Source organism: Propioniciclava sinopodophylli (genome assembly GCF_004324755.1).
GTDB classification, from domain to species: domain Bacteria; phylum Actinomycetota; class Actinomycetes; order Propionibacteriales; family Propionibacteriaceae; genus Propioniciclava; species Propioniciclava sinopodophylli.
The window spans coordinates 100,275-118,599 of record NZ_SDMQ01000006.1; the positions used below are offsets into that span (position 1 = coordinate 100,275).

The 18,325-nt window shown below is 71.5% G+C and carries 14 protein-coding genes; 1 reads left to right on the forward strand and 13 read right to left on the reverse strand.

The genetic code is table 11. From position 1 onward, the window contains the following. Window positions 1-33 precede the first annotated feature (33 nt). On the reverse strand, window positions 34-1,410 hold the full coding sequence (locus tag ET989_RS07525) for a glucose-6-phosphate dehydrogenase (RefSeq protein WP_131167926.1): 1,377 nt from the start codon (window positions 1,408-1,410) through the stop codon (window positions 34-36). 40 nt (window positions 1,411-1,450) lie between these two features. Further along, window positions 1,451-2,296 (reverse strand): SGNH/GDSL hydrolase family protein, encoded by an 846-nt coding sequence (locus tag ET989_RS07530; RefSeq protein WP_131167927.1) that lies wholly within the window; start codon window positions 2,294-2,296, stop codon window positions 1,451-1,453. A gap of 49 nt (window positions 2,297-2,345) precedes the next feature. Between ET989_RS07530 and lysS the strand changes: the two genes are divergently transcribed. Next, window positions 2,346-3,872 (forward strand): lysine--tRNA ligase, encoded by a 1,527-nt coding sequence (gene lysS, locus ET989_RS07535; RefSeq protein ID WP_131167928.1) that lies wholly within the window; start codon window positions 2,346-2,348, stop codon window positions 3,870-3,872. Between the two features lie 113 nt (window positions 3,873-3,985). On the opposite strand, the gene ET989_RS07540 is transcribed toward lysS, so the two are convergent. From ET989_RS07540 to treY, 11 genes are all read right to left on the reverse strand, one after another. Continuing rightward, the gene (locus ET989_RS07540) at window positions 3,986-4,618 is read right to left on the reverse strand and encodes an aminodeoxychorismate/anthranilate synthase component II (protein ID WP_131167929.1); all 633 of its coding nucleotides are present in this window, start codon (window positions 4,616-4,618) and stop codon (window positions 3,986-3,988) included. Between the two features lie 131 nt (window positions 4,619-4,749). Further along, the gene (locus ET989_RS07545; RefSeq protein ID WP_131167930.1) at window positions 4,750-5,508 is read right to left on the reverse strand and encodes a DUF881 domain-containing protein; all 759 of its coding nucleotides are present in this window, start codon (window positions 5,506-5,508) and stop codon (window positions 4,750-4,752) included. 17 nt (window positions 5,509-5,525) lie between these two features. Further along, on the reverse strand, window positions 5,526-5,831 hold the full coding sequence (locus ET989_RS07550; RefSeq protein WP_131167931.1) for a cell division protein CrgA: 306 nt from the start codon (window positions 5,829-5,831) through the stop codon (window positions 5,526-5,528). 50 nt (window positions 5,832-5,881) lie between these two features. Then, window positions 5,882-7,723: a Stk1 family PASTA domain-containing Ser/Thr kinase gene (pknB, locus tag ET989_RS07555; protein WP_131168002.1), complete on the reverse strand. Its 1,842-nt coding sequence runs from the start codon at window positions 7,721-7,723 to the stop codon at window positions 5,882-5,884. A 98-nt stretch (window positions 7,724-7,821) separates the two neighbouring features. Then, window positions 7,822-9,258 (reverse strand): peptidoglycan D,D-transpeptidase FtsI family protein, encoded by a 1,437-nt coding sequence (locus ET989_RS07560; RefSeq protein WP_131167932.1) that lies wholly within the window; start codon window positions 9,256-9,258, stop codon window positions 7,822-7,824. After that, window positions 9,255-10,763, reverse strand: coding sequence for an FtsW/RodA/SpoVE family cell cycle protein (locus ET989_RS07565; protein WP_131168003.1), 1,509 nt, complete (start codon window positions 10,761-10,763; stop codon window positions 9,255-9,257). Before ET989_RS07565 ends, ET989_RS07560 begins: the two co-directional genes overlap by 4 nt. A 49-nt stretch (window positions 10,764-10,812) precedes the next feature. Next, window positions 10,813-12,342 carry a PP2C family protein-serine/threonine phosphatase gene (locus ET989_RS07570; protein WP_131167933.1) on the reverse strand — a complete coding sequence of 510 codons (1,530 nt, stop codon included), beginning with the start codon at window positions 12,340-12,342 and terminating at the stop codon, window positions 10,813-10,815. Window positions 12,343-12,345: 3 nt separating this feature from the next. Continuing rightward, entirely contained in the window at window positions 12,346-12,816 is a 471-nt protein-coding gene (locus ET989_RS07575; protein ID WP_131167934.1) for an FHA domain-containing protein FhaB/FipA, read from the reverse strand. After that, entirely contained in the window at window positions 12,809-13,516 is a 708-nt protein-coding gene (locus ET989_RS07580; RefSeq protein WP_131167935.1) for an FhaA domain-containing protein, read from the reverse strand. The genes ET989_RS07575 and ET989_RS07580 overlap by 8 nt, the downstream gene beginning before the upstream one ends. A 117-nt stretch (window positions 13,517-13,633) precedes the next feature. Continuing rightward, window positions 13,634-15,460 carry a malto-oligosyltrehalose trehalohydrolase gene (treZ, locus tag ET989_RS07585; RefSeq protein WP_241656260.1) on the reverse strand — a complete coding sequence of 609 codons (1,827 nt, stop codon included), beginning with the start codon at window positions 15,458-15,460 and terminating at the stop codon, window positions 13,634-13,636. Beyond that, window positions 15,453-18,188 carry a malto-oligosyltrehalose synthase gene (gene treY, locus ET989_RS07590; protein WP_131167936.1) on the reverse strand — a complete coding sequence of 912 codons (2,736 nt, stop codon included), beginning with the start codon at window positions 18,186-18,188 and terminating at the stop codon, window positions 15,453-15,455. Before treY ends, treZ begins: the two co-directional genes overlap by 8 nt. Window positions 18,189-18,325: the final 137 nt, after the last annotated feature.

The following is an 18,325-nucleotide window of genomic DNA, read 5'->3' on the forward strand; positions in this document are numbered from 1 at the left end:
GTCCTCGGCGGTAGTTAGGTGAGTCCTCGGCGCTCAGTTCCAGGAGGTGGGGCCGTACGAGCCCGCGGTGTACTCGTCCAGCGGCACCTCGCCGGACGACCACGCCTCGAACACCGGCGTGAGGATGCGCCAGCACTCCTCGGCCACGTCGCCCCGCACCGAGAGCAGCGGGTCCCCGGACAGGATGCCGTCGAGGATCTCGCCGTAGGGGCGGATCGGCGACTCCGACAGCTCGGTCGACAGGGTGGTCTGCTCGAGGTCCCAGCGGTCGCCCTCGGCGTTGGTGGTGATCGAGAGCGCGATGCTCTCCGGCGAGATGCCGATCACCATCACGTTGGGGGGAGCCTCGTTGTGGAACCCGCCCGGCAGGTGCGCCACCGGCTTGAACTTGACCACGATGCCGCGGAACCCGTCACCCAGCGCCTTGCCCGACCGCAGCCGGAAGGGGACACCGGCCCAGCGGGCGTTGCAGATCTCCACGGTGAGCTGGGCCAGCGTCTCGGTCTGGCGCGCGGGGTCGACACCCGGCTCGGCGGTGTAGTCGGGCACCTCACGTCCGTCGATCGTGCCGGCCGCGTACCGCGCGCGCCGCGACGGAACCTCGCCCTCGCCCGACCACAGCTTGGTCGCGCGCAGCGTGTGCATCATGAGGTCGCGCAGCTCGACGGCGTCGATGTTGGCCGGCTCCTCCATGGCGAAGATCGCCATCACCAGCAGCAGGTGCGACTGGATCATGTCCTTCAGTGCGCCCGCCTTGTCGTAGTACCCGGCGCGGCCCTCGAGGGCGAGCCCCTCGTCGGCGATGATCTCGACGCGCTCGATGTTGTTGGCGTTCCACACCGGCTCGAAGATGCGGTTGCCGAAGCGGATGCCCAGCAGGTTCACTACGGTCGCCTTGCCGAGGTAGTGGTCGACGCGGAAGATCCGCTCCTCGGGCACCACGGACGTGAGCAGCTGGTTGAACGCCCTGGCCGACTCCAGGCTCGACCCGAACGGCTTCTCGATCGCCACGCGCAGCCCCACTGGCAGCTCGAGCGTCGACAGCACCTCGCACGCCTTCTGGCTGATCGCCGGCGGCAGCGCGAAATACAGGACGATGGGGCGTCCGGCCTCGTCGATGTCGGCCAGGAACGCCTTCATCGCCGCGCCGTCCGTCACGTCGAGCTGGGCGTAGCGGGTCTCGGACGCCATCCGCTCGGCCCGCTCCACCCGGCAACCGCCGTCTGCGAGCGCCTCGCTGACGCGCTTGCGCCACTCCGCCTCGTCGAGCGCCTCAAAGGCTGCGCCGACCAGCTTCACGTCGAGGTCGGGGCGGGTCCGCAGCAGCGTGCCCAGCCCGGGCAGGAGCAGGCGGCGGGTGAGGTCACCCGAGGCACCGAGGATGACGAGGGTCACGGGCCCGTTGGGCATGGGCGTTCCTTCCACGAGGGTGCTCCAACCCTAGACGGCCTCAGGAACGCCAGGGGGTCAACGTCTCCACGACCGTGTCGGCCCACAGCACCGAGCCGGCCTCGTTGGGGTGCAGTCCGTCGGGCTTGAGGAGCGGCCCGGCGCCGCCGGAGGCGTCGGTGAAGGCGTGGTAGACGTCGATGATGGGGTACTTCTCCTCGATGGCCCACTCGGCGATGAGGCGGGTCACCTCGTCGGCGGCGGGGAGCCGCTCGGGGGTGGTCACCTGGTTCTGCATCGTGATCACGATCGGGACGTCCGGGGTGGCCTGATCGCGCACGAGGCCCAGGAGCGTCTGCAGCTGGGGGAGTGCCTGGGTCGGGTCGGAATTGTTGTTGTGTCCGAGCGAGATGACCACCACGTCGGGGGCCTCGGGCAGGCAGTCGTCGACGTGGTCGTAGAAGTTCGACGGCTTCCAGCCGCTGACCGAGCAGTTCCACACGGTGCGGTGCGGGCCGTCACCGCTCAGGACGCGCTCCTCGTACCGGCCCGAGCTCGTGATCCATCGGTTGAGGGTCACGGCGTGGTCGCTGCTCATCTCGGTGGCCCACAGGGCGGGCCACTCCGTCATCTCGTCGCCGGTCGAGTCGCCGAAGACCGCGATGTCGAGCTCGGTGGGGGAATTCAGCAGCGTCTGTACCGCGAACAACGTCGGGACGCTCGCGGGGGCGGGTGCGCCGGACGCGGTGCCGGCCGGCGTGGGTGCGGCGGGGGTTGCGGCGTGTGCGGCCGGGGAAGATGGGGGCGCCGGGACGGACGTGCCGGTCGACGGTGTCGTCAGGGCGCACCCCGCCAGCAGGGCGGCCGTGCCTGCCAGGGACGCGAGCTTCGGGGCGGAGCACTTCACGAGCCAAGCATCCCACTTCGTCCGCGGCGGTTCTCGGTAGGGTGGCGGGGTGAACGACAAGCATCAGCGCGCGGCGTCCGCCGCCCCCCAGCCGTCCGTCTCCGAGCAGGTCCAGGTGCGCCTGGCCAAGCGCGAGCGGCTGCTGGCCGAGGGCCGCCAGCCGTACCCCGTCGAGGTGCCGCGCACGCACGCGCTCGCCGCGGTGCGCGCCGAGTGGGGCCACCTCGCGCCGGGCGAGGAGACCGACGTCGTGGTGAGCGTAGCCGGGCGGATCATGTTCCAGCGCAACACCGGCAAACTGTGCTTCGCGACGCTGGCCGACCAGTTCACCCAGGACGCCGATGGCGACCGCCTGCAGGTCATGCTCTCGCTGGCCGAGGTTGGCCAGGACTCGCTGGACGCCTGGAAGGCCGACACCGACCTGGGGGACTTCGTGTCGGTGACGGGCCGCGTGATCGCGTCCAAGCGCGGCGAGCTGTCGATCATGGCGACCGACTGGGTGCTGGCGTCCAAGGCGCTCCGCCCGCTGCCGACGCTGCACAACGAGCTGTCGGAGGAGACCCGCGTCCGCCAGCGCTACGCAGACCTGGTCGTGCGCGACGACGCCCGCGCCATGGTGCGGACGCGGGCGGCGATCACCCGCAGCGTCCGCGAAACGCTGCACCGGCTGGGCTACATCGAGGTCGAGACGCCCACGCTGCAGCTGATCCACGGCGGCGCCGCCGCGCGCCCGTTCACGACGCACCTCAACGCGTTCGACATCGACATGACCCTGCGCATCGCGCTCGAGCTCTACCTCAAGCGCGCCATGGTCGGTGGCACCGAGAAGGTGTACGAGATGGGCCGGATCTTCCGCAACGAGGGCATCGACAGCTCGCACTCGGCCGAGTTCACGATGCTGGAGTGCTACGAGGCCTGGATCGACCAGAAGGGCATCGCCGCGGTCATCCAGCAGGTGATCGTGGACGCCGCGGACGCCGTCGGCTCGCGCCAGGTCGAGACGGAGGCCGGGGTCATCGACCTGGACGGCGAGTGGCTCTGGCTGCCGTTCTACACCGGGTTGTCGGAGGCGTTCGGCCGCGAGATCACGCCCGACACCACCCGCGCCGAGCTGGAGGAGCTCGCCGAGCAGCACGGGGTCGAGTTCGACCCCAAGCTCTCCGACGGCAAGCTCGCGATGGAGCTGTTCGGGGAGGTCGTCGAGCCCACGCTGATCCAGCCCACGTTCGTGTGCGACTACCCGGCCATCGCCCAGCCGCTGGCCCGTCCGCACCGCGACGACCCGCGTCTGGTCGAGGCCTGGGACCTCATCATCGGCGGCATGGAGCGCGGCACCGGCTTCTCGGAGCTGATCGACCCGGTCATCCAGCGCGAGCGTTTCACCGAGCAGTCGCTGCTGGCCGCCAAGGGCGACCCCGAGGCCATGCAGCTCGACGAGGACTTCCTCAACGCCCTCGAGTTCGGCGCCCCGCCGATGGGCGGCCTGGGCCTGGGCATCGACCGCCTGATCATGCTCTTCACCAACAAGGGCATCCGCGAGACGATCCTCTTCCCGCTGCTCAAGCCCCAGGGCTGACAGCCCCCCCGTCGAGGGCTTGGGTTCGATCCGCCGAGGGCTTGGGTTCGATCCGCCGAGGGCTTCGGTTCCGGACGCCGAGGGCTTGTGTTCCGGACGCCGAGGGCTTGGGTTCAGCGCGCGGACATCAGCGGCGCGAGGCCGGCCGCACGGGCCGGGGCGTCCGTGTCGCCGCAGGCCGCCAGCCAGTTGGCGAGCATCTGGTAGCCCCCCTCGGTGAGCACCGACTCGGGGTGGAACTGCACGCTCTCGACCGGTAGCGTCCGGTGCCGGACGGCCATGATGACGCCGGAATCGGTGCGGGCGCTGACCTCCAGCTCGTCCGGCACCGTCTCGGGGTCGATGGCGAGCGAGTGATAGCGCGTCGCCGTGAACGGGTTGGGCAGGCCGGCGAACACGCCGCGTCCATCGTGGTGCACGAGCGACGTCTTGCCGTGCAGCAGTTCGGGTGCCCGCCCGACGACGCCGCCGTACGCGACGCCGATCGATTGCAGGCCCAGGCAGACGCCGAAGATGGGGATCTGTTCGCCCTTGGTGCGCACCACGTCGATACACACGCCGGCGGCCTCGGGCGTCCCGGGACCGGGGGAGAGCAGGACGCCGTCGAACCCGTCAGTCCAGGACTCGTCGTCGAAGCGGGGGTCATCGTTGCGCCACACCTCCACCTCGGCGCCGATCTGCGCGAGGTAGCTGACGATGTTCCACACGAACGAGTCGTAGTTGTCCACGACGAGGATCCGAGCCATGGGGACATTCTCGCCGATGCCGCGAACCCAAGCCCTCGGCGTCCCGAACCCAAGCCCTCGGCGTCCCGAACCCAAGCCCTCGGCGTCCCGAACCCAAGCCCTCGACGGATCGAACCCAAGCCCTCGGCGGGCTAGCGGGTGACCTCCGCGTGGGTGAACTCGGCGGGGCCGGCATAGGCGGGCATCTCGACCCGACCGGCGCGGGCGACGTCGTAGCCGAGACGGTAGGCGTCCACGTACTGGCGGTAGAGGCGCAGGTAGTCGCTGGTCCGCAGAGCATCTTCCAACTGCGCCACGTCGCCGATCGCGGTGATCCGGTACGGCGGGGCGTACGGGACGCCGTGCAGCACGACCGTGTTGCCGACGCACTTGATGCCCGTCCGCGACGAGACGCGCTGGCCCTGGATGGTCATGGCCTCCGCGCCGCCGGCCCACAGGGCGTTCACGACGGCCTGGATGTCCTGCTGGTGGACGATCAGCAGGTCGGCGTCCACGCCCGCCGGCTGCACGGACGCGGGGGCGTCCCGCAGCGTCACGGTCAGCGCGGGGCCGGACACAGGCACGGAGTCGGCCCGCTCGGCCGCAGCCGTCAGGTCAGCCACCGCGGGGCCGCCCGCGTCGTCGGCACGCGTGCGCGCCAGACCGTCGACCTCCGAGCGCAGATTCGCGGCCGTCCGGGCGAGCTGGTCGGCGCGGTCGGCCTCGGCCTGGACGAGGGCGGCAAGCTGGGTGGTGCGCGCGGGCCGCAGGTCGTTCCCGCGTGACGCCAGCGCGCCGGTCGCCATCATGAAGCCGGCCAGGACGCACACGACGACCGTCGCGATGCGGAGCGGTCCGCGGGTGGCGCGCGCCTTGTCGCGGGCGCGACGCAGCGTGTCACCCGTGTCCATGGCCGCTCCTCTCGGCACTACTTCCAGAGCGTCGCGACGCCGAAGGAGCCGCCCATCAGCAGCATCGCGATCAGCAGGTTCCAGTTGCCGATGTCGCTCATGCCGGGCACGTAGATGCCTGTGGACGCCGTCAGGTACCACACGACCAGCCACAGCACGCCGAGCAGCATCAGGGTGATGAAGGTGGGGACGACCCAACCGCGGGACTCACCGAGGCCCGCCTTGCCGAGTCTCTTCTTCTCGGCACGCTCCTCGGCGACGGCGGCCTGGCGGGCGGACTTCTTCTTGAGGTCGGCCTGCTTGCGGCTCTTGGATTCCGGCACGTGCGTTCACTCCTGCTCAGGGGGGACGTGCCACAGCATACCCGCGGGCGTCATGGGGTCGGCGATGGCGACGGGGTGGGCTCACTCGGGTCGGGCTCCGTCGTCGGGTCGGGCGTCCGACGGGCCGGCGTCGGCGAGGGGCTCGGCGCCGCCGGCTGGAGGTGGACGGTCACCCGGGCGTCCCGGTCGATGAGCGTCTGGGGCTGCGGGTCGGTGCGGAGCACCGTGGTGCCGTCCTCCGGCTCGAAGACGAGGTTGTTGAAGCCGTAGTCGGCCGCCTCCTGCAGTGCCTCCTCCCGGGTCATGCCCAACAGGGACGGCAGGCGGCTCTGGCCGGTGGCGATGGTCAGCGTGACGACCTGCGTGGCGGGGATCGACGTACCCTCGGCAGGCGTCACGTTGATGACCGTGCCCTTGACGTCGTCCTTGTCCTCGTCGTTGGCCGCGACCGCGCGCCCGGTGAGCCCGGCGTCGGCGAGCGCCTTGAGGGCGTCCTCCTCCTTCATTCGCAACAGCCCCTCGGGGATCGTCGCCATCTTCGGGCCGGCGTTGATCACCAGCAGCACTTCGCTGCCCTCGGGCACGGGGGTGCCGGCGATCGGGTCGGTGCGCAGCACCTGGCCGATGGTGGTGGCGTCCGCCGTCTCCTCGCTGGACGTGCGGGCCTTCAGGCCCACCTCGAGGAGCAGGGCGGTCGCCTGGGCCTCGGTCTTGTAGAGCAGGCCGGCCGGGACCGGCACCTCCTTGACCGCGGGCTCCTGGTTGCGCAGCATCAGCTGCCAGCCGGCCACGAGGCCGACCAGAAGCAGGGAGACGATCGCGAGCGTCCACCACAGGCCGGCGCGGCTCCTGCGCTGCTCGGGGCCCACGGGAGGCATGGTGCCGGTGCCCATCGTGGCGCCCATCCCGCCCATCGTCTGGTCGACGGGGATGTTTGCGGCGGCGGCACCGGCGGGCAGCACGGCGGTCGCCGCGGAGGCGGCGGACGCGCTGGGTGCGGCCACCAGCGGGGGGACGGGAGGCGGCAGCGTGGCGGTGACCCGCTGGCCGCCGAGGATGCGCTGGACGTCGTCCCGCATCTCCCCGGCCGTGGCGTACCGGTCGTCGGGGTCCTTGGCGAGGGCCTTGAGCACGACCGCGTCCATGGGGGCGGTGATCTCGGGGTCGAGCTGCGAGGGCGGGACCGGTTGCTCGCGCACGTGCTGGTAGGCCACCGAGACCGGTGAGTCGCCCTGGAACGGAGGGCGGCTGACCATCAGCTCGTACATCAGGCAGCCGGCGGAGTAGATGTCGGAACGGGCGTCCACGGTCTCGCCGCGGGCCTGCTCGGGGGAGAGGTACTGGGCGGTGCCGATCACGGCGGCCGTCTGCGTCATCGTCGAGGACGTGTCGGCCACGGCCCGGGCGATGCCGAAGTCCATGACCTTGACGATGCCGGTGGAGGTCAGCATGACGTTGGCCGGCTTGATGTCGCGGTGGATGATGCCGGACTTGTGGCTGTACGCCAGCGCCTCGAGGACGCCGACGGTGAACTCGAGCGCCCGGCGCGGCAGGATCTTGCGGCCGTCGCGGAGGATGTCGCGCAACGTCCGGCCCTGGACGAGCTCCATGACGATGTACGGCACGGGCGTCTGGGACTGCGGGTCCATCTCCTCGCCGGTGTCGTAGACCGAGACGATGTTCGGGTGGTTGAGGCCGGCGGCGGCCTGGGCCTCGCGGCGGAAGCGCGCCTGGAACGTCGGGTCGCCGGCCAGGTCGGTGCGCAGTTCCTTGATGGCCACGTCGCGGCCGAGCCGCAGGTCGCGCGCCTGGCTGACCAGGGCCATCCCGCCTCGACCGATGACGCGGCCTATCTCGTAGCGGCCACCCAGGATCCTGGGTTGGTCGGTCATGTTGCCCTCCCTGCTGTGCGGGTCGGGGCCCGATCGGTCCCGCTCCTGCGCGTACCCGTCAGGGCCCTGCTTGGCCCTGCGGGGGATGTGTTCGTCGGTCATCGCACCGCCTCGATCACGGCTTGGGCGACGGGGGCGGCGTAGCGCCCGCCGGAGATCTCGGAGCCGTCGACCCCGGCGTCCTGAACGAACACCGCGACGGCGACCGTCGGATCCTCGGCGAAGGCCACGAACCAGGCGTACGGGACGCGGGTCGAGCCGCTGCCGGCGGACGCCGTGACGGCCGTGCCCGTCTTGCCCCCGACGCGCACGCCGGGGATCTGGGCGCGTCGGCCGGTCCCGTTCTCAACCACGCTCACCATCATGTCCTGCAGGGCGCGGGCATTCGCGCCGGACATGGCCGTTGAAAGCGGACGCGGTGCGTGCGTGCTGATCACGTTCAGGTCGGCGCCGCGCACCTGGCTGACCACGTGCGGCTCCATCACGACGCCGTCGTTGGCGATGCCTGCGACCACCATCGCCATCTGCAGTGGTGACGCGGCGACGTCGAAACCGCCGATGGCGCTGAGCATGGTCTGCGCCCGGTCCGGGTCGGTGGGGAAGCGCGAGGGGACGCCGTTCAGCTCGGGCATCACCGGCGAGCCGAAGCCGAACTTCTCGGCCTGGCGGCGCAGGGCGTCAGCGCCCAGCTGGTCGCCGAGCAGCGCGTAGGCGGTGTTGCAGGAGACCTGCAGCGCCTGGCGCAGCGAGACTTCCTCGCCGCCGCAGTCGCCGGTCATCTCGAACGTGGAGTCCGGCAGGCGCAGGGACGCCGGCGAGGCGACCGTGGTGTCCGGGGTCATGCCCGACTCGAGTGCGGCGGCGCTGACGACGAGCTTGAACGTCGACCCGGGCGGGTACACCTCGCGGACGGCCCGGTTCGTCAGTGGCTTGGCCGGGTCGTCGTTGAGCTGCTGCCACGCGGTCTGGGTGGCGGCGATGTCGTGGGATGCCAGAGCGTTGGGGTCGAACGACGGTGAGGTCACCATCGCCAGCACGCCGCCGGTGGTGTAGTCCAGCGCCACGACGGCGCCGGGGCGGTCGCCCAGGGCCTGCGCAGCAGCCTGCTGGGCGCGGGCGTCCAGGGTCGTCTGGAGGCTGGCGCCCTGCGGACGCCTGCCGGACGCGGCGTCCACGATGTTCTGCAGCACCTGTACGTCGGAGGTGCCGGCGAGCTGGCTGGAGTACGTCCGCTCCAGCCCCGACCCGCCGTACAGGAACGAGTAGTAGCCGGTGATACCGGCGTACAGCCGCCCCTGGTTGTAGGTGCGCTGGAAGCCGAACCGGTCCTCGACCGGGGTGGAGGTGACGATCGGGGTGTTGCCGACGAGGATGTCGCCGCGGTCGGTGCCGAATTCGGCGTCGCGGACGCGGCGGTTGGCCGGGTCGGAGCTGAGCGACTCGGTGCGGAACACGTAGCTGTAGGACGCGTTCAGCATGAGCGCGAGGAACATGAGCATCACGACGACCGCGACGCGGCGGATGGGGCCGTTCACGGCGCCTCCCCGTCCGGCGGAGGTGCGGTTATCGGTGAGGCGGCGATGGGCTCGGGGCCGGGGGCGCCGAAGTCCTCGGGGTCCGGACGCGGTGCGTCGACGGCCCCGGCGGCGGGCGCGGCGGGCTCGGTCGCCGCGCGTGCCCCCCCGACGACCGGCAGTGTCTGCGTGGCGTCGGCCGAGAGCAGGACGTACTCGCCGGTCTCGGCGTGCTCCAGCGGCGGGCGGCGGACCTGGTGGGTGATCGTCAGCATCAGCCCGAGCAGGAGGAAGTTCGACAGCAGCGAGCTGCCGCCCTGCGACACGAACGGCGTGGTGAGGCCGGTCAGCGGCAGCAGGCGGGTGACTCCGCCGACGATGACGAACACCTGCAGCGCGAACACGAACGCCAGGCCGGTGGCCAGCAGCTTGCCGAAGCCCTCGCCCGACCCGAGCGCCGCGCGCAACAGGCGGGCGACGATGAAACCGAACAGCAGGATCACGGCGACGAGCCCGAACAGCCCGAGCTCCTCGCCCAGGGCGGCGGCGATGAAGTCGTTCTTGGCCAGCGGCGTCAGGTACGGACGCCCCTCGCCCCAGCCGCTGCCGAACAGGCCGCCCCAGGCGAACCCGAACTGTGCGTTGATGACCTGGCCGTTGCGGTCGTAGTCGGCGAACGGGTTCAGCCACGACTCGAAGCGGGTCTGGACATGGCCGAAGGCGTTGTAGCCGACGACGCCGAGGACGACCACCATCAGCGTGCCGAGGATCGCCCAGCTGGGCCGCTCGGTCGCGACGTACAGCATCGCCACGAAGAGGCCGAAGAACAGCAGGGTGGTGCCGAGATCCTTCTGGAAGACGAGGATGACCAGGGCGAAGCCCCACGCGATGAGGATGGGCCCCAGGTCGCGCGGTCGGGGGAAGTCGATGCCCAGGAAGCGGCGTCCGGCCATCGCCAGCACGTCCTTCTTCTCCACCAGGTAGGCGGCGAAGGCGATCGACAGCACGATGCGGGCGATCTCGGCGGGCTGGAAGCTGAAGGGGCCGACCTCGATCCAGATGCGGGCGCCGTGGTTCTCCTTGCCCAGCACCGGCAGGAGGGGCGCCAGCAGCAGGAGGAAGCCGGCCAGGAACCACAGGTAGGTGTAGCGCTGCAGGCGGCGGTGGTCGCGCAACCAGACCACGACGGCGATGAACACGGCCACGGCCAGGAACAGCCACAGCATCTGCAGCTCGGCGCTGCGCTTGCCGTCGGCCTGGTCGAGGCGATGGATCATCGAGACCCCCAGCCCGGTGAGCAGGAACGCCACGGGCAGGATCAGCGGGTCGGCGTACGGCAGGCGCCACACGGTGATGCCCCAGCACAGCAGCCCCAGGGCGAACCAGGCGGCCACACCCACGAACCAGGGCCCGCCGAACTGCAGCGGCCCGGCCGACATCAGCCAGTCGGCGGGAAAGGTGCCGTTCTGGTTCAGGCTCGTGAGCACGTAGCCAGCCGCCCCCAGCGCGAGGGCGAACAGCATCATCACCAGGGAGGTGCCGGTGCGGCGACGGTGGACGACGACCTCGGCCACGTCAGCACTCCTCGGGGGCGGTGACGGGGGTGGCGCTCGGGGTCGGGGATGGGGTCGCCTCGGGGGTCGGGGTCGCGGTGGCGCCCTCGACGGGCGCGGCGGTGGGGTTGACCCCCGGCGTCGGGGCCCCGGACGGATCGAGGACCGATGCCGTGGGTGTCGGCGCGGGGGTGGGGACGGCGGTCGCGCGGGCGCGGGCCTCGCGCTGGGCGATGCACTGGTTGGCCTTCTCGCGCAGCTCGATGAGCGTGCTCTGGGCCGACGGCAGGTCGGCCACCCCAATAGTCGCGTTCACTTTGGCCGCGTAGTAGGGCGGCAGGTCCGCGATGCGGGTGGTGTCGGTCTCGAGGAGGGTGGAGAGGTCGAGGCCGAGCACGCGGTCGGGGACACCCCGGTAGAGGGCCACGTTGGCGTCGGATTCACCGATGAAGTAGCGGGTTTGGGTGTAGGAGTACCAGCCGAACGCGCCGCCGGCCAAGGCGAGCACGGGCAGCAGGATCGCGAGGGTGAGCTTCACCCAGGTGGATGCCCTGCGACGGCCCGACAAGGCGTAGCGCTCGTCCTCGGTGATGGCGCGCTCGTCGGCGACCCCGTCGACGTCGGCGTCGGCGTCCAGCCCGGTGATCGTGGCAGTGTGCTCGGCGCCCGTCGGCGCCTCGACGATCGCGGCGGCACCGATCATGGACACCGGCCCGGGCGTCCCGTCAGCCTCGACGTCGGCGACGATGAGCGTGATGTTGTCGTAGCCGCCGGCGCGGTGGGCGAGGTCGACCAGCTTCTCGATCGTCTCGGTGCGGGGCAGCCCGGCGGTCGCCACGGACGCGATGGCGGCGTCCGTCACGAGGCCGCACAGGCCGTCGGAGCACACCAGCAGACGGTCGCCGGGGGTGACGTCGAGCCAGCCGAGGTCGGGTTCGTGCTGGGAGGAGCCGTTGAGCACGCGCAGGACGAGGGAGCGGTGCGGGTGGTTCAGCGCCTCCTCCTCGGTGATGCGGCCCTCGTCGACGAGCGTCTGCACCCAGCTGTGGTCGCGGGTGACCCGGTGCAGGGCGCCGTCGCGAACGAGGTAGGCGCGCGAGTCGCCGATGTTGACCACGGCGAGCCGGTCCTGGTCGAGCACGAAGCCGCAGACGGTGGTGCCCATGCCGGCCAGCTCGGGGTCGTCCTCGACGAGTTCGACCAGCCGGTCGTTGGTGCGGGCCAGCGCGCCGGCCATGACGGTCAGCACGTCCACCAGGTCGCCGGGGTCGTCACCTTCGTCGATGTCCGCGGGCGCTTCGGCCGACTCCTCGGCCGCCTCCGCGGCGGCCGCGAGGCGCTCGGCCCGGGCCGCGGCGATGAGGTCGGCCAGCGACTCGTCGGTCTTGCGCAGCTCCCACGTCGCGACCGCGGAGGCGAGGTCACCAGCGGCGGCGCCGCCCATGCCGTCGGCGACCATGAGCATGTGCGGGCTCGTGTAGGCCGAGTCCTGGTTGTTGCTGCGGACCAGCCCGATCTCCGAGTGGGAGTCGTAGCCGAGCGTCAGGGCCATGGCTCAGGCCTCCACGACCAGAAGGGTCCGGCCGATGCGCAGCGTGTCGGCCGGGGTGAACGGGGCGGGCGAGCTGAGCCGCTCGTTGTTGAGGTAGGTGCCGTTGGTGGAGCCCAGGTCCTCGACCAGGTAGCCCCCGTCGGAGCGGTAGATGCGGGCGTGGCGGGTCGAGACGTAGTCGTCGTCGAGGATCAGCTGGCAGTCGGTGCTGCGCCCGATCTTCAGGTGATCGCCCAGGCCCATGGTGAGGCCGGCCTGCTTGCCCTTGGTGATGCGCAGTGTGGTCGGGACGCTCCCCTTGCGGCGGTTCCGGCGGCCCTGCGCGCGGGCGGACGCCACGGGTGCGGCGGCCACGGCGGCTGGCACGCGGCGTCCGAACAGGTCGGAGCGGATGACGGCGCCGGTGAACAGAATGAAGACCCACAGCAGGGCGAGGAACGCGAACTTCAGGGCCAGGACCAGGAGCTCAGACATCGGTCACCGGGGACCTGACCAGCATGCGCGTGTTGCCCAGCTCCACGCGCGAGCCGTCCCGCAGCGGCGCGGACTGGACGCGCCGGCCGTCGACCACGATGCCGTTGGTCGAGCCCATGTCCTCGATGGTGACGTGCGGGGCGTCCTCGGTGCCCCGGACGCTCACGCGGGCGTGCAGGCGGGAGATGCCCGGGTCGTTGATGCGCACGTCGGCGTCCGTGCCGCGGCCCAGCGTGAAGCCGGGCGGGCTCAGCGGGTGCCGGATGCCGTTGACCTCGAGCACGAGGCTCGCGCGGCGGATGGCGGTCGTCGTCGCCGGCGTCGCGGCCGCGGCCACCGCCTGGCTCTCGACCGTGAAGCGGCCCACCGGCAGCTCGGGCTCCAGCTCGTAGGCCACGGTGACGGGGCCGTTGAAGACGTAGCCTGCGCTGGCCGCGTACTCGCGCAGCTGGGGGATGATGTCGGAGTTCAGCGTGCGGCTGTAGGGCACCAGCCGGTCGTAGTCGTGCCGGGACAACCCGATGGTGAAGTCGTTGGGCACGAGCTTGCGGTCGCGGGAGAGCAGGCGGGCCTCGGCGTCCAACTCCTTCTGGAGTCGAGCCGTGATCTCGACGGGCTGCACGTCCCCCTTGAAGGCGCGCGCGAAGGCACCGTTGACGACACCTTCGAGTTTACGCTCGAGGTTGTCGAAGACTCCCACCGGCCCTCCCTCCGTCTGCCGCACGTGCCCTGAACGATCCAAGCGTAGCTTGCCACCCCCCTCCGGAGGGGAGGTGGCCGGGGGAGGGTACGTCTCCCCCCTGTCGGCGGGCAGAGTCTACGTCCCCACCACGGCCACGGACGCCGCGGGCAGGCGGAGAGTGCCGCCAGCCAGCTCCGCCCCGCCGAAGGAGGCCAGCAGCGACCCGGCGAGGGGCACGGCGGCGTCCTCGCGCGGGGCGGCGACCACCGTGAGGGGGCCGTGCGTGAGCGCGAACCACCCCTCGCCGTGCGACGTGGCGACCGCGAGCCCGGGGCGCACGTGCGCGCGGCGCAGCTCGATCAGGGTGCGGTGCCAGGCCAGCATCGCGGCGTGCTCGGGTTGGTCGCGCTCGGCCCAGTCCACGACGGACGCCGCGAACGCGGCCTCGTCCTGCGGGTCGGGGATGACGGCGTCCGGCCCGTAGATCTCGCCCCAGCCGTGCGAGGCGAACTCCTGCAGGCGCCCGGCGGTGATCAGCGCGCCCAGGTCGGGGTCGTGGTCGCTGAAGAACTGGAACGGGCGGCGGGTACCCCACTCCTGGCCCTGGAACAGCAAGGGCGTGAAGGGGGAGAGCAACAGCAGCGCGGCGCCACCGGCGATGGCCCCGGCCGGGAGGCGCTCGTCCGGGCGGTCACCCAGCCCGCGGTTCCCGACCTGGTCGTGGTTCTGCGTGAACGTCACGAACCGGCGCCGCTCGACGTCGTCGGGGACGGGGGCGCCCCACGCCGTGCCGCGGAACGTGGAGAGGCCGCCCTCGTGGACGAACACCTTCTCGAACGCGTGCGCCAGTGTCTCGGCGGTGCCGAAGTCGACGTAGTAGCCGAACGTCTCGCCCGTCAGCCAGCTGTGCAGGGCGTGGTGGACGTCGTCGGCCCACTGGCCGTCCATGCCGCGGGACGCCGCCGTGGCCGGCAGCGACGGGTCGCCCGTGGTGTCGGGGTGGGCGGGGGTGGGGGCGATCATCGCGACGTCGTTGAGGTCGGACTCCGCAATGAGTGTCAGCGTCCGTCCGGTGGCGGCCTCCAGCTCGGCGACGGCGTCCGCGATCTCGGCGAGGATGTGTCGCTCGGAGTCGTCCATCAGCGCGTGGACGGCGTCCAGCCGGAGGGCGTCCACGTGGAAGTCGCGCAGCCAGCGCACGGCGTGATCGACGATGAAGGCGCGGACGCCGGCGTTGTGCTCGTCGTCCAGGTTGATCGCCGCGCCCCACGGGGTGTGGTGCTTGGCCGTGAAGTAGGGGCCGAACGTGGCGACGTAGTTGCCGGCCGGCCCGAAGTGGTTGTGCACCACGTCGAGGCAGACCGCCAGGCCGAGGCCGTGGGCGGCGTCCACGAAGCGCTGCAGCGCCTCCGGGCCGCCGTACACCTCGTGCACCGCGTAGATCGAGACGCCGTCGTAGCCCCAGCCCCGCTCGCCGGGGAAGGGTGCCAGCGGCATCAGCTCGACGGTGTCGACGCCGAGGTCGACCAGGTCGCCGAGGCGCTCGATCGCGCTGTCGAGCGTGCCGCCGGGGGTGAAGGTGCCCACGTGCAGCTCGTACAGGACGCCGCCGAGCACGTCGCGCCCGGCCCAGGCGTCGTCGGTCCACGCGAAGGCGGTGGGGTCGAAGACCCGGCTCGGGCCGTGGACGCCGTGGGGCTGGCGTCCGCTGCGCGGGTCTGGGCACGGGTCGCCGCCGTCGACGCTGAGCAGGTAGTCGGTGCCGGGGGCCAGGTCGATCGTCCAGTTCCCGTCGGTGCCCGGGGTGAGGGGAAGACGGGTGGGCGCGGGGCGTGCGACATCGCTGGCTGACGCTTCAACCGCTGGGGCGTGCGAACCGTCAGCCAGATCCGTCGCACGGGGGAGGACCGCCTCGACCGTCGTGGCCAGCGGGGCCCAGACCTCCAGGCGCACGTCAGCCACGGGGCTCCTCCTCGTTGGCGGCCGGGCGGTCGAAGAAGCGCTTGGTGAGCCACGTCAGCAGCCCGGTGCTCTCGGCCTCGGTCTCGTCAGCTGGTCGGGTCCCTGAGTCCGAAGGGCCCTTCGACCAGCTCAGGGAGCCGGCTCCGGGCTCGGCGCGGAAGATCGGCCGTCCGTCCTCGAGCGTGTCGGACAGCGACTCGGCCTGCGCGCGCGCCTCGGACGAGTCGGGCCCGTCCACCTTCTCCAGCACGGCGACCGGGTAGCGCCCGAGCACCTCGGCGATCAGGACGTTGCCGCCGTCGTGCTCGGTGTTGGTCAGCACGTTGAGCCAGCGTCCCTCGGGCAGGAGGACCGAGTGGGCGGTGAAGCCCTCCGCGCGGGTGAGGTCGCGGTGCAGGCGGGACGCCACGGTGACGACCTGAGGGTTGTCGCCGCGCGCGAAGCACAGCGCGTGCCCGGTGCTGCTCGGCAGGGGACGGTAGGCGGCCTCGGGGCCGACGAAGGCGTCCGGACGCCGCTTACGCAGCCGCAGCACCTCGCGGGTGACGTGGAACTTCTCCTCCGCCAGCGTGAGCGGGGAGCGGCGGTCGAGGTAGCTCGCGACGTCGGCCAGACCGACGAAGTCGGCGGCCGCGCGGTTGTCTGGGTCGACCAGGTAGTTCTGCAGCGTCTCGCACGACTGGTAGACGTCGGCCACGCCCAGGCAAGTCAGCTGGATGGCCTTGCGCGACAGGATCGAGACGCGCACGGCGTCGGCGGTGAACTCGTACCAGTCGGTGAAGGCGCCCATCAGGTCGCCGTCGTCGTAGACGCGGCGGATGAACGCGAGGAGGCGCTCCTCGCCGTCGGCGTCCTGCGCCGTCCAGGACGTCCAGATCTTCTGCTCGCGGGCGGCCTTGAGCATGTACTGCTCGATGCGCTCGCGCTCGATCGGGCCGTCGGGCGTCCACGTGCCGGCGAGGATCTGCCAGAACAGGTTCTCGGTGTGGCCCTCCAGCCCCTCGGCGTAGGGGTGCAGCTTGGTGACGAGCGCGCGCCACTCGGGGGCGTACTGGGCGATGACGCCGATGCGGCTGCGGACGTCCTCGGACCGCTTGGTGTCGTGGGTAGTGCCGCACGTCATCGTCGCCGGCCAGTCGGACGCCATCGCCGAGCACCAGCGGTGGAACTCGTCGGGGTTGAGGCTCCAGGTGCCGGGGGAGCCGCCGACCTCGTTGAGGGCGACCAGTTGCGTCCAGCGGTAGTAGGCGGTGTCCTCGACGCCCTTGGCGGTGACGGCGCCGCACACCTGCTGGAAGCGCACGATCAGTTCGTCGCGCTGGGCCCGCTGTGCGCGTCCCTCGCTGCCGACCTCACGGCCCAGGACGAGGTCGACGACGACCTCCATGGTGTCGTGCAGTTCGGCGTCCAGCTTCTCGTTTGCCCGCTCGGCGGCGTGGCGGACGAGCTCGACCGACTCCGCGGGGGCCGTCTCGCCGGGCACGACGTAGGCGCGATAGCGGTCGAAGGCGATGACGAGCTCGGTCAGGCAGGCGCGGATCCACCCGAAGGTGTGGTCGCGCAGCATGATGTCGTCGCGGCAGATCACGTGGGCGAGCGTGGCGATGCGGTGCACCTCGGCGAGCAGGCTCGTGGTGACGATCTCGCGCTTGGCGGCGTCGATCACCTCCGGCAGCGTGCCCGGGATGTCGCCGGTGATCAGGTGCGCGACCGTGCCCAGGTCGCCGTAGCCGTTCGGGTCGCACTGCAGTGCCGAGATGCGCCAGCTCGTGTCGTAACCCGTGGTGCCGGCGACGGGCCAGTCGTCGGGCATCTGCTCGTCGCCCTCGAGGATCTTCTCGGCGGCGATCCAGGCGCCGCCGGTGGCCCGGGACAGGCGGCGCATGTAGCCGCGCGGGTCGGCCAGGCCGTCGGGGTGGTCAATGCGGAAGGCGTCGATGTGGCCCGCGTGGAAGAGGTCCAGCAGCAGGGCGTGGGTGGCGTCGAAGACGTCGTCGTCCTCGACGCGGACGGCCACGAGGGTGTCCACGTCGAAGAAGCGGCGGAAGTTCAGTTCCTCGGCGGCGACCTTCCAGTAGGCCAGCCGGTAGTACTGCTCCTTCACGCACAGGTGCATCGGCAGGTGCTCAGTGCCGGCGCGCACGGGGAACACGTGGTCGTAGTAGACGAGGACGGCCTGCTCGCCCTCCTCCTCCTGACCCGGGATGACGCGGCGCTCGAGCGTGATCTCACCATCGGCCAGCACGGTGCCGATGCGGGCGCCCAGTACCGGCATGAGGATGCCGTCGCCGTCGTCCGCGCCGTCGAACCAGGCGGCGTAGGGGGAGGACGGGCCGTCCTTGAGCACCGACCACAGGGCCCTGTTGTGGTGGAGCGGGGTCGGGACGCCCATGTGGTTGGGTACCACGTCGACGATGATGCCCATGTCCCGGGCGTGGGCCGCGGTGGCGAGGCGCTCGAAGCCCTCGCGCCCGCCCATCTCGGCGCTGATGCGGGAGTGGTCGACCACGTCGTAGCCGTGCGTGCTGCCGGGCGCCGCTTGCAGGATCGGGCTCAGGTACAGGTCGGTGACGCCGAGCCCCTCGAGGTAGTCGAGCTGCGCGGCCGCGTCGTCGAAGCTGAGGTCGGGCCCCAACTGCAGGCGGTACGTGGACACCGGCGTGCGGCGTCCGCTCGAGGGCAGGTGCGGGCGGGGGGACGCCACGCTCGCTGCAGTCGTCTGGCTCACGGGAGCTGTCCTTGTCTCGGGTGCAGTGGCAGCCAACAACCTACCGGACCCGCCGAAAGCCTTGGTGTTGTCTGCCGACAGCACCTCCGTCCGGATGGCTGAGCGTGGCGAAGCACGCTGCGTGCGCGCCGTCGAGT

What these genes read in the sequence shown, in the direction of transcription:
- ET989_RS07525 (WP_131167926.1), bottom strand. Translation starts at nt 1,410, where the DNA reads ATGCCCAACGGGCCCGTGACCCTCGTCATCCTCGGTGCCTCGGGTGAC.
- ET989_RS07540 (WP_131167929.1), bottom strand. Translation starts at nt 4,618, where the DNA reads ATGGCTCGGATCCTCGTCGTGGACAACTACGACTCGTTCGTGTGGAAC.
- ET989_RS07545 (WP_131167930.1), bottom strand. Translation starts at nt 5,508, where the DNA reads ATGGACACGGGTGACACGCTGCGTCGCGCCCGCGACAAGGCGCGCGCC.
- pknB (WP_131168002.1), bottom strand. Translation starts at nt 7,723, where the DNA reads ATGACCGACCAACCCAGGATCCTGGGTGGCCGCTACGAGATAGGCCGC.
- ET989_RS07565 (WP_131168003.1), bottom strand. Translation starts at nt 10,763, where the DNA reads ATGATGCTGTTCGCCCTCGCGCTGGGGGCGGCTGGCTACGTGCTCACG.
- ET989_RS07570 (WP_131167933.1), bottom strand. Translation starts at nt 12,342, where the DNA reads ATGGCCCTGACGCTCGGCTACGACTCCCACTCGGAGATCGGGCTGGTC.
- ET989_RS07575 (WP_131167934.1), bottom strand. Translation starts at nt 12,816, where the DNA reads ATGTCTGAGCTCCTGGTCCTGGCCCTGAAGTTCGCGTTCCTCGCCCTG.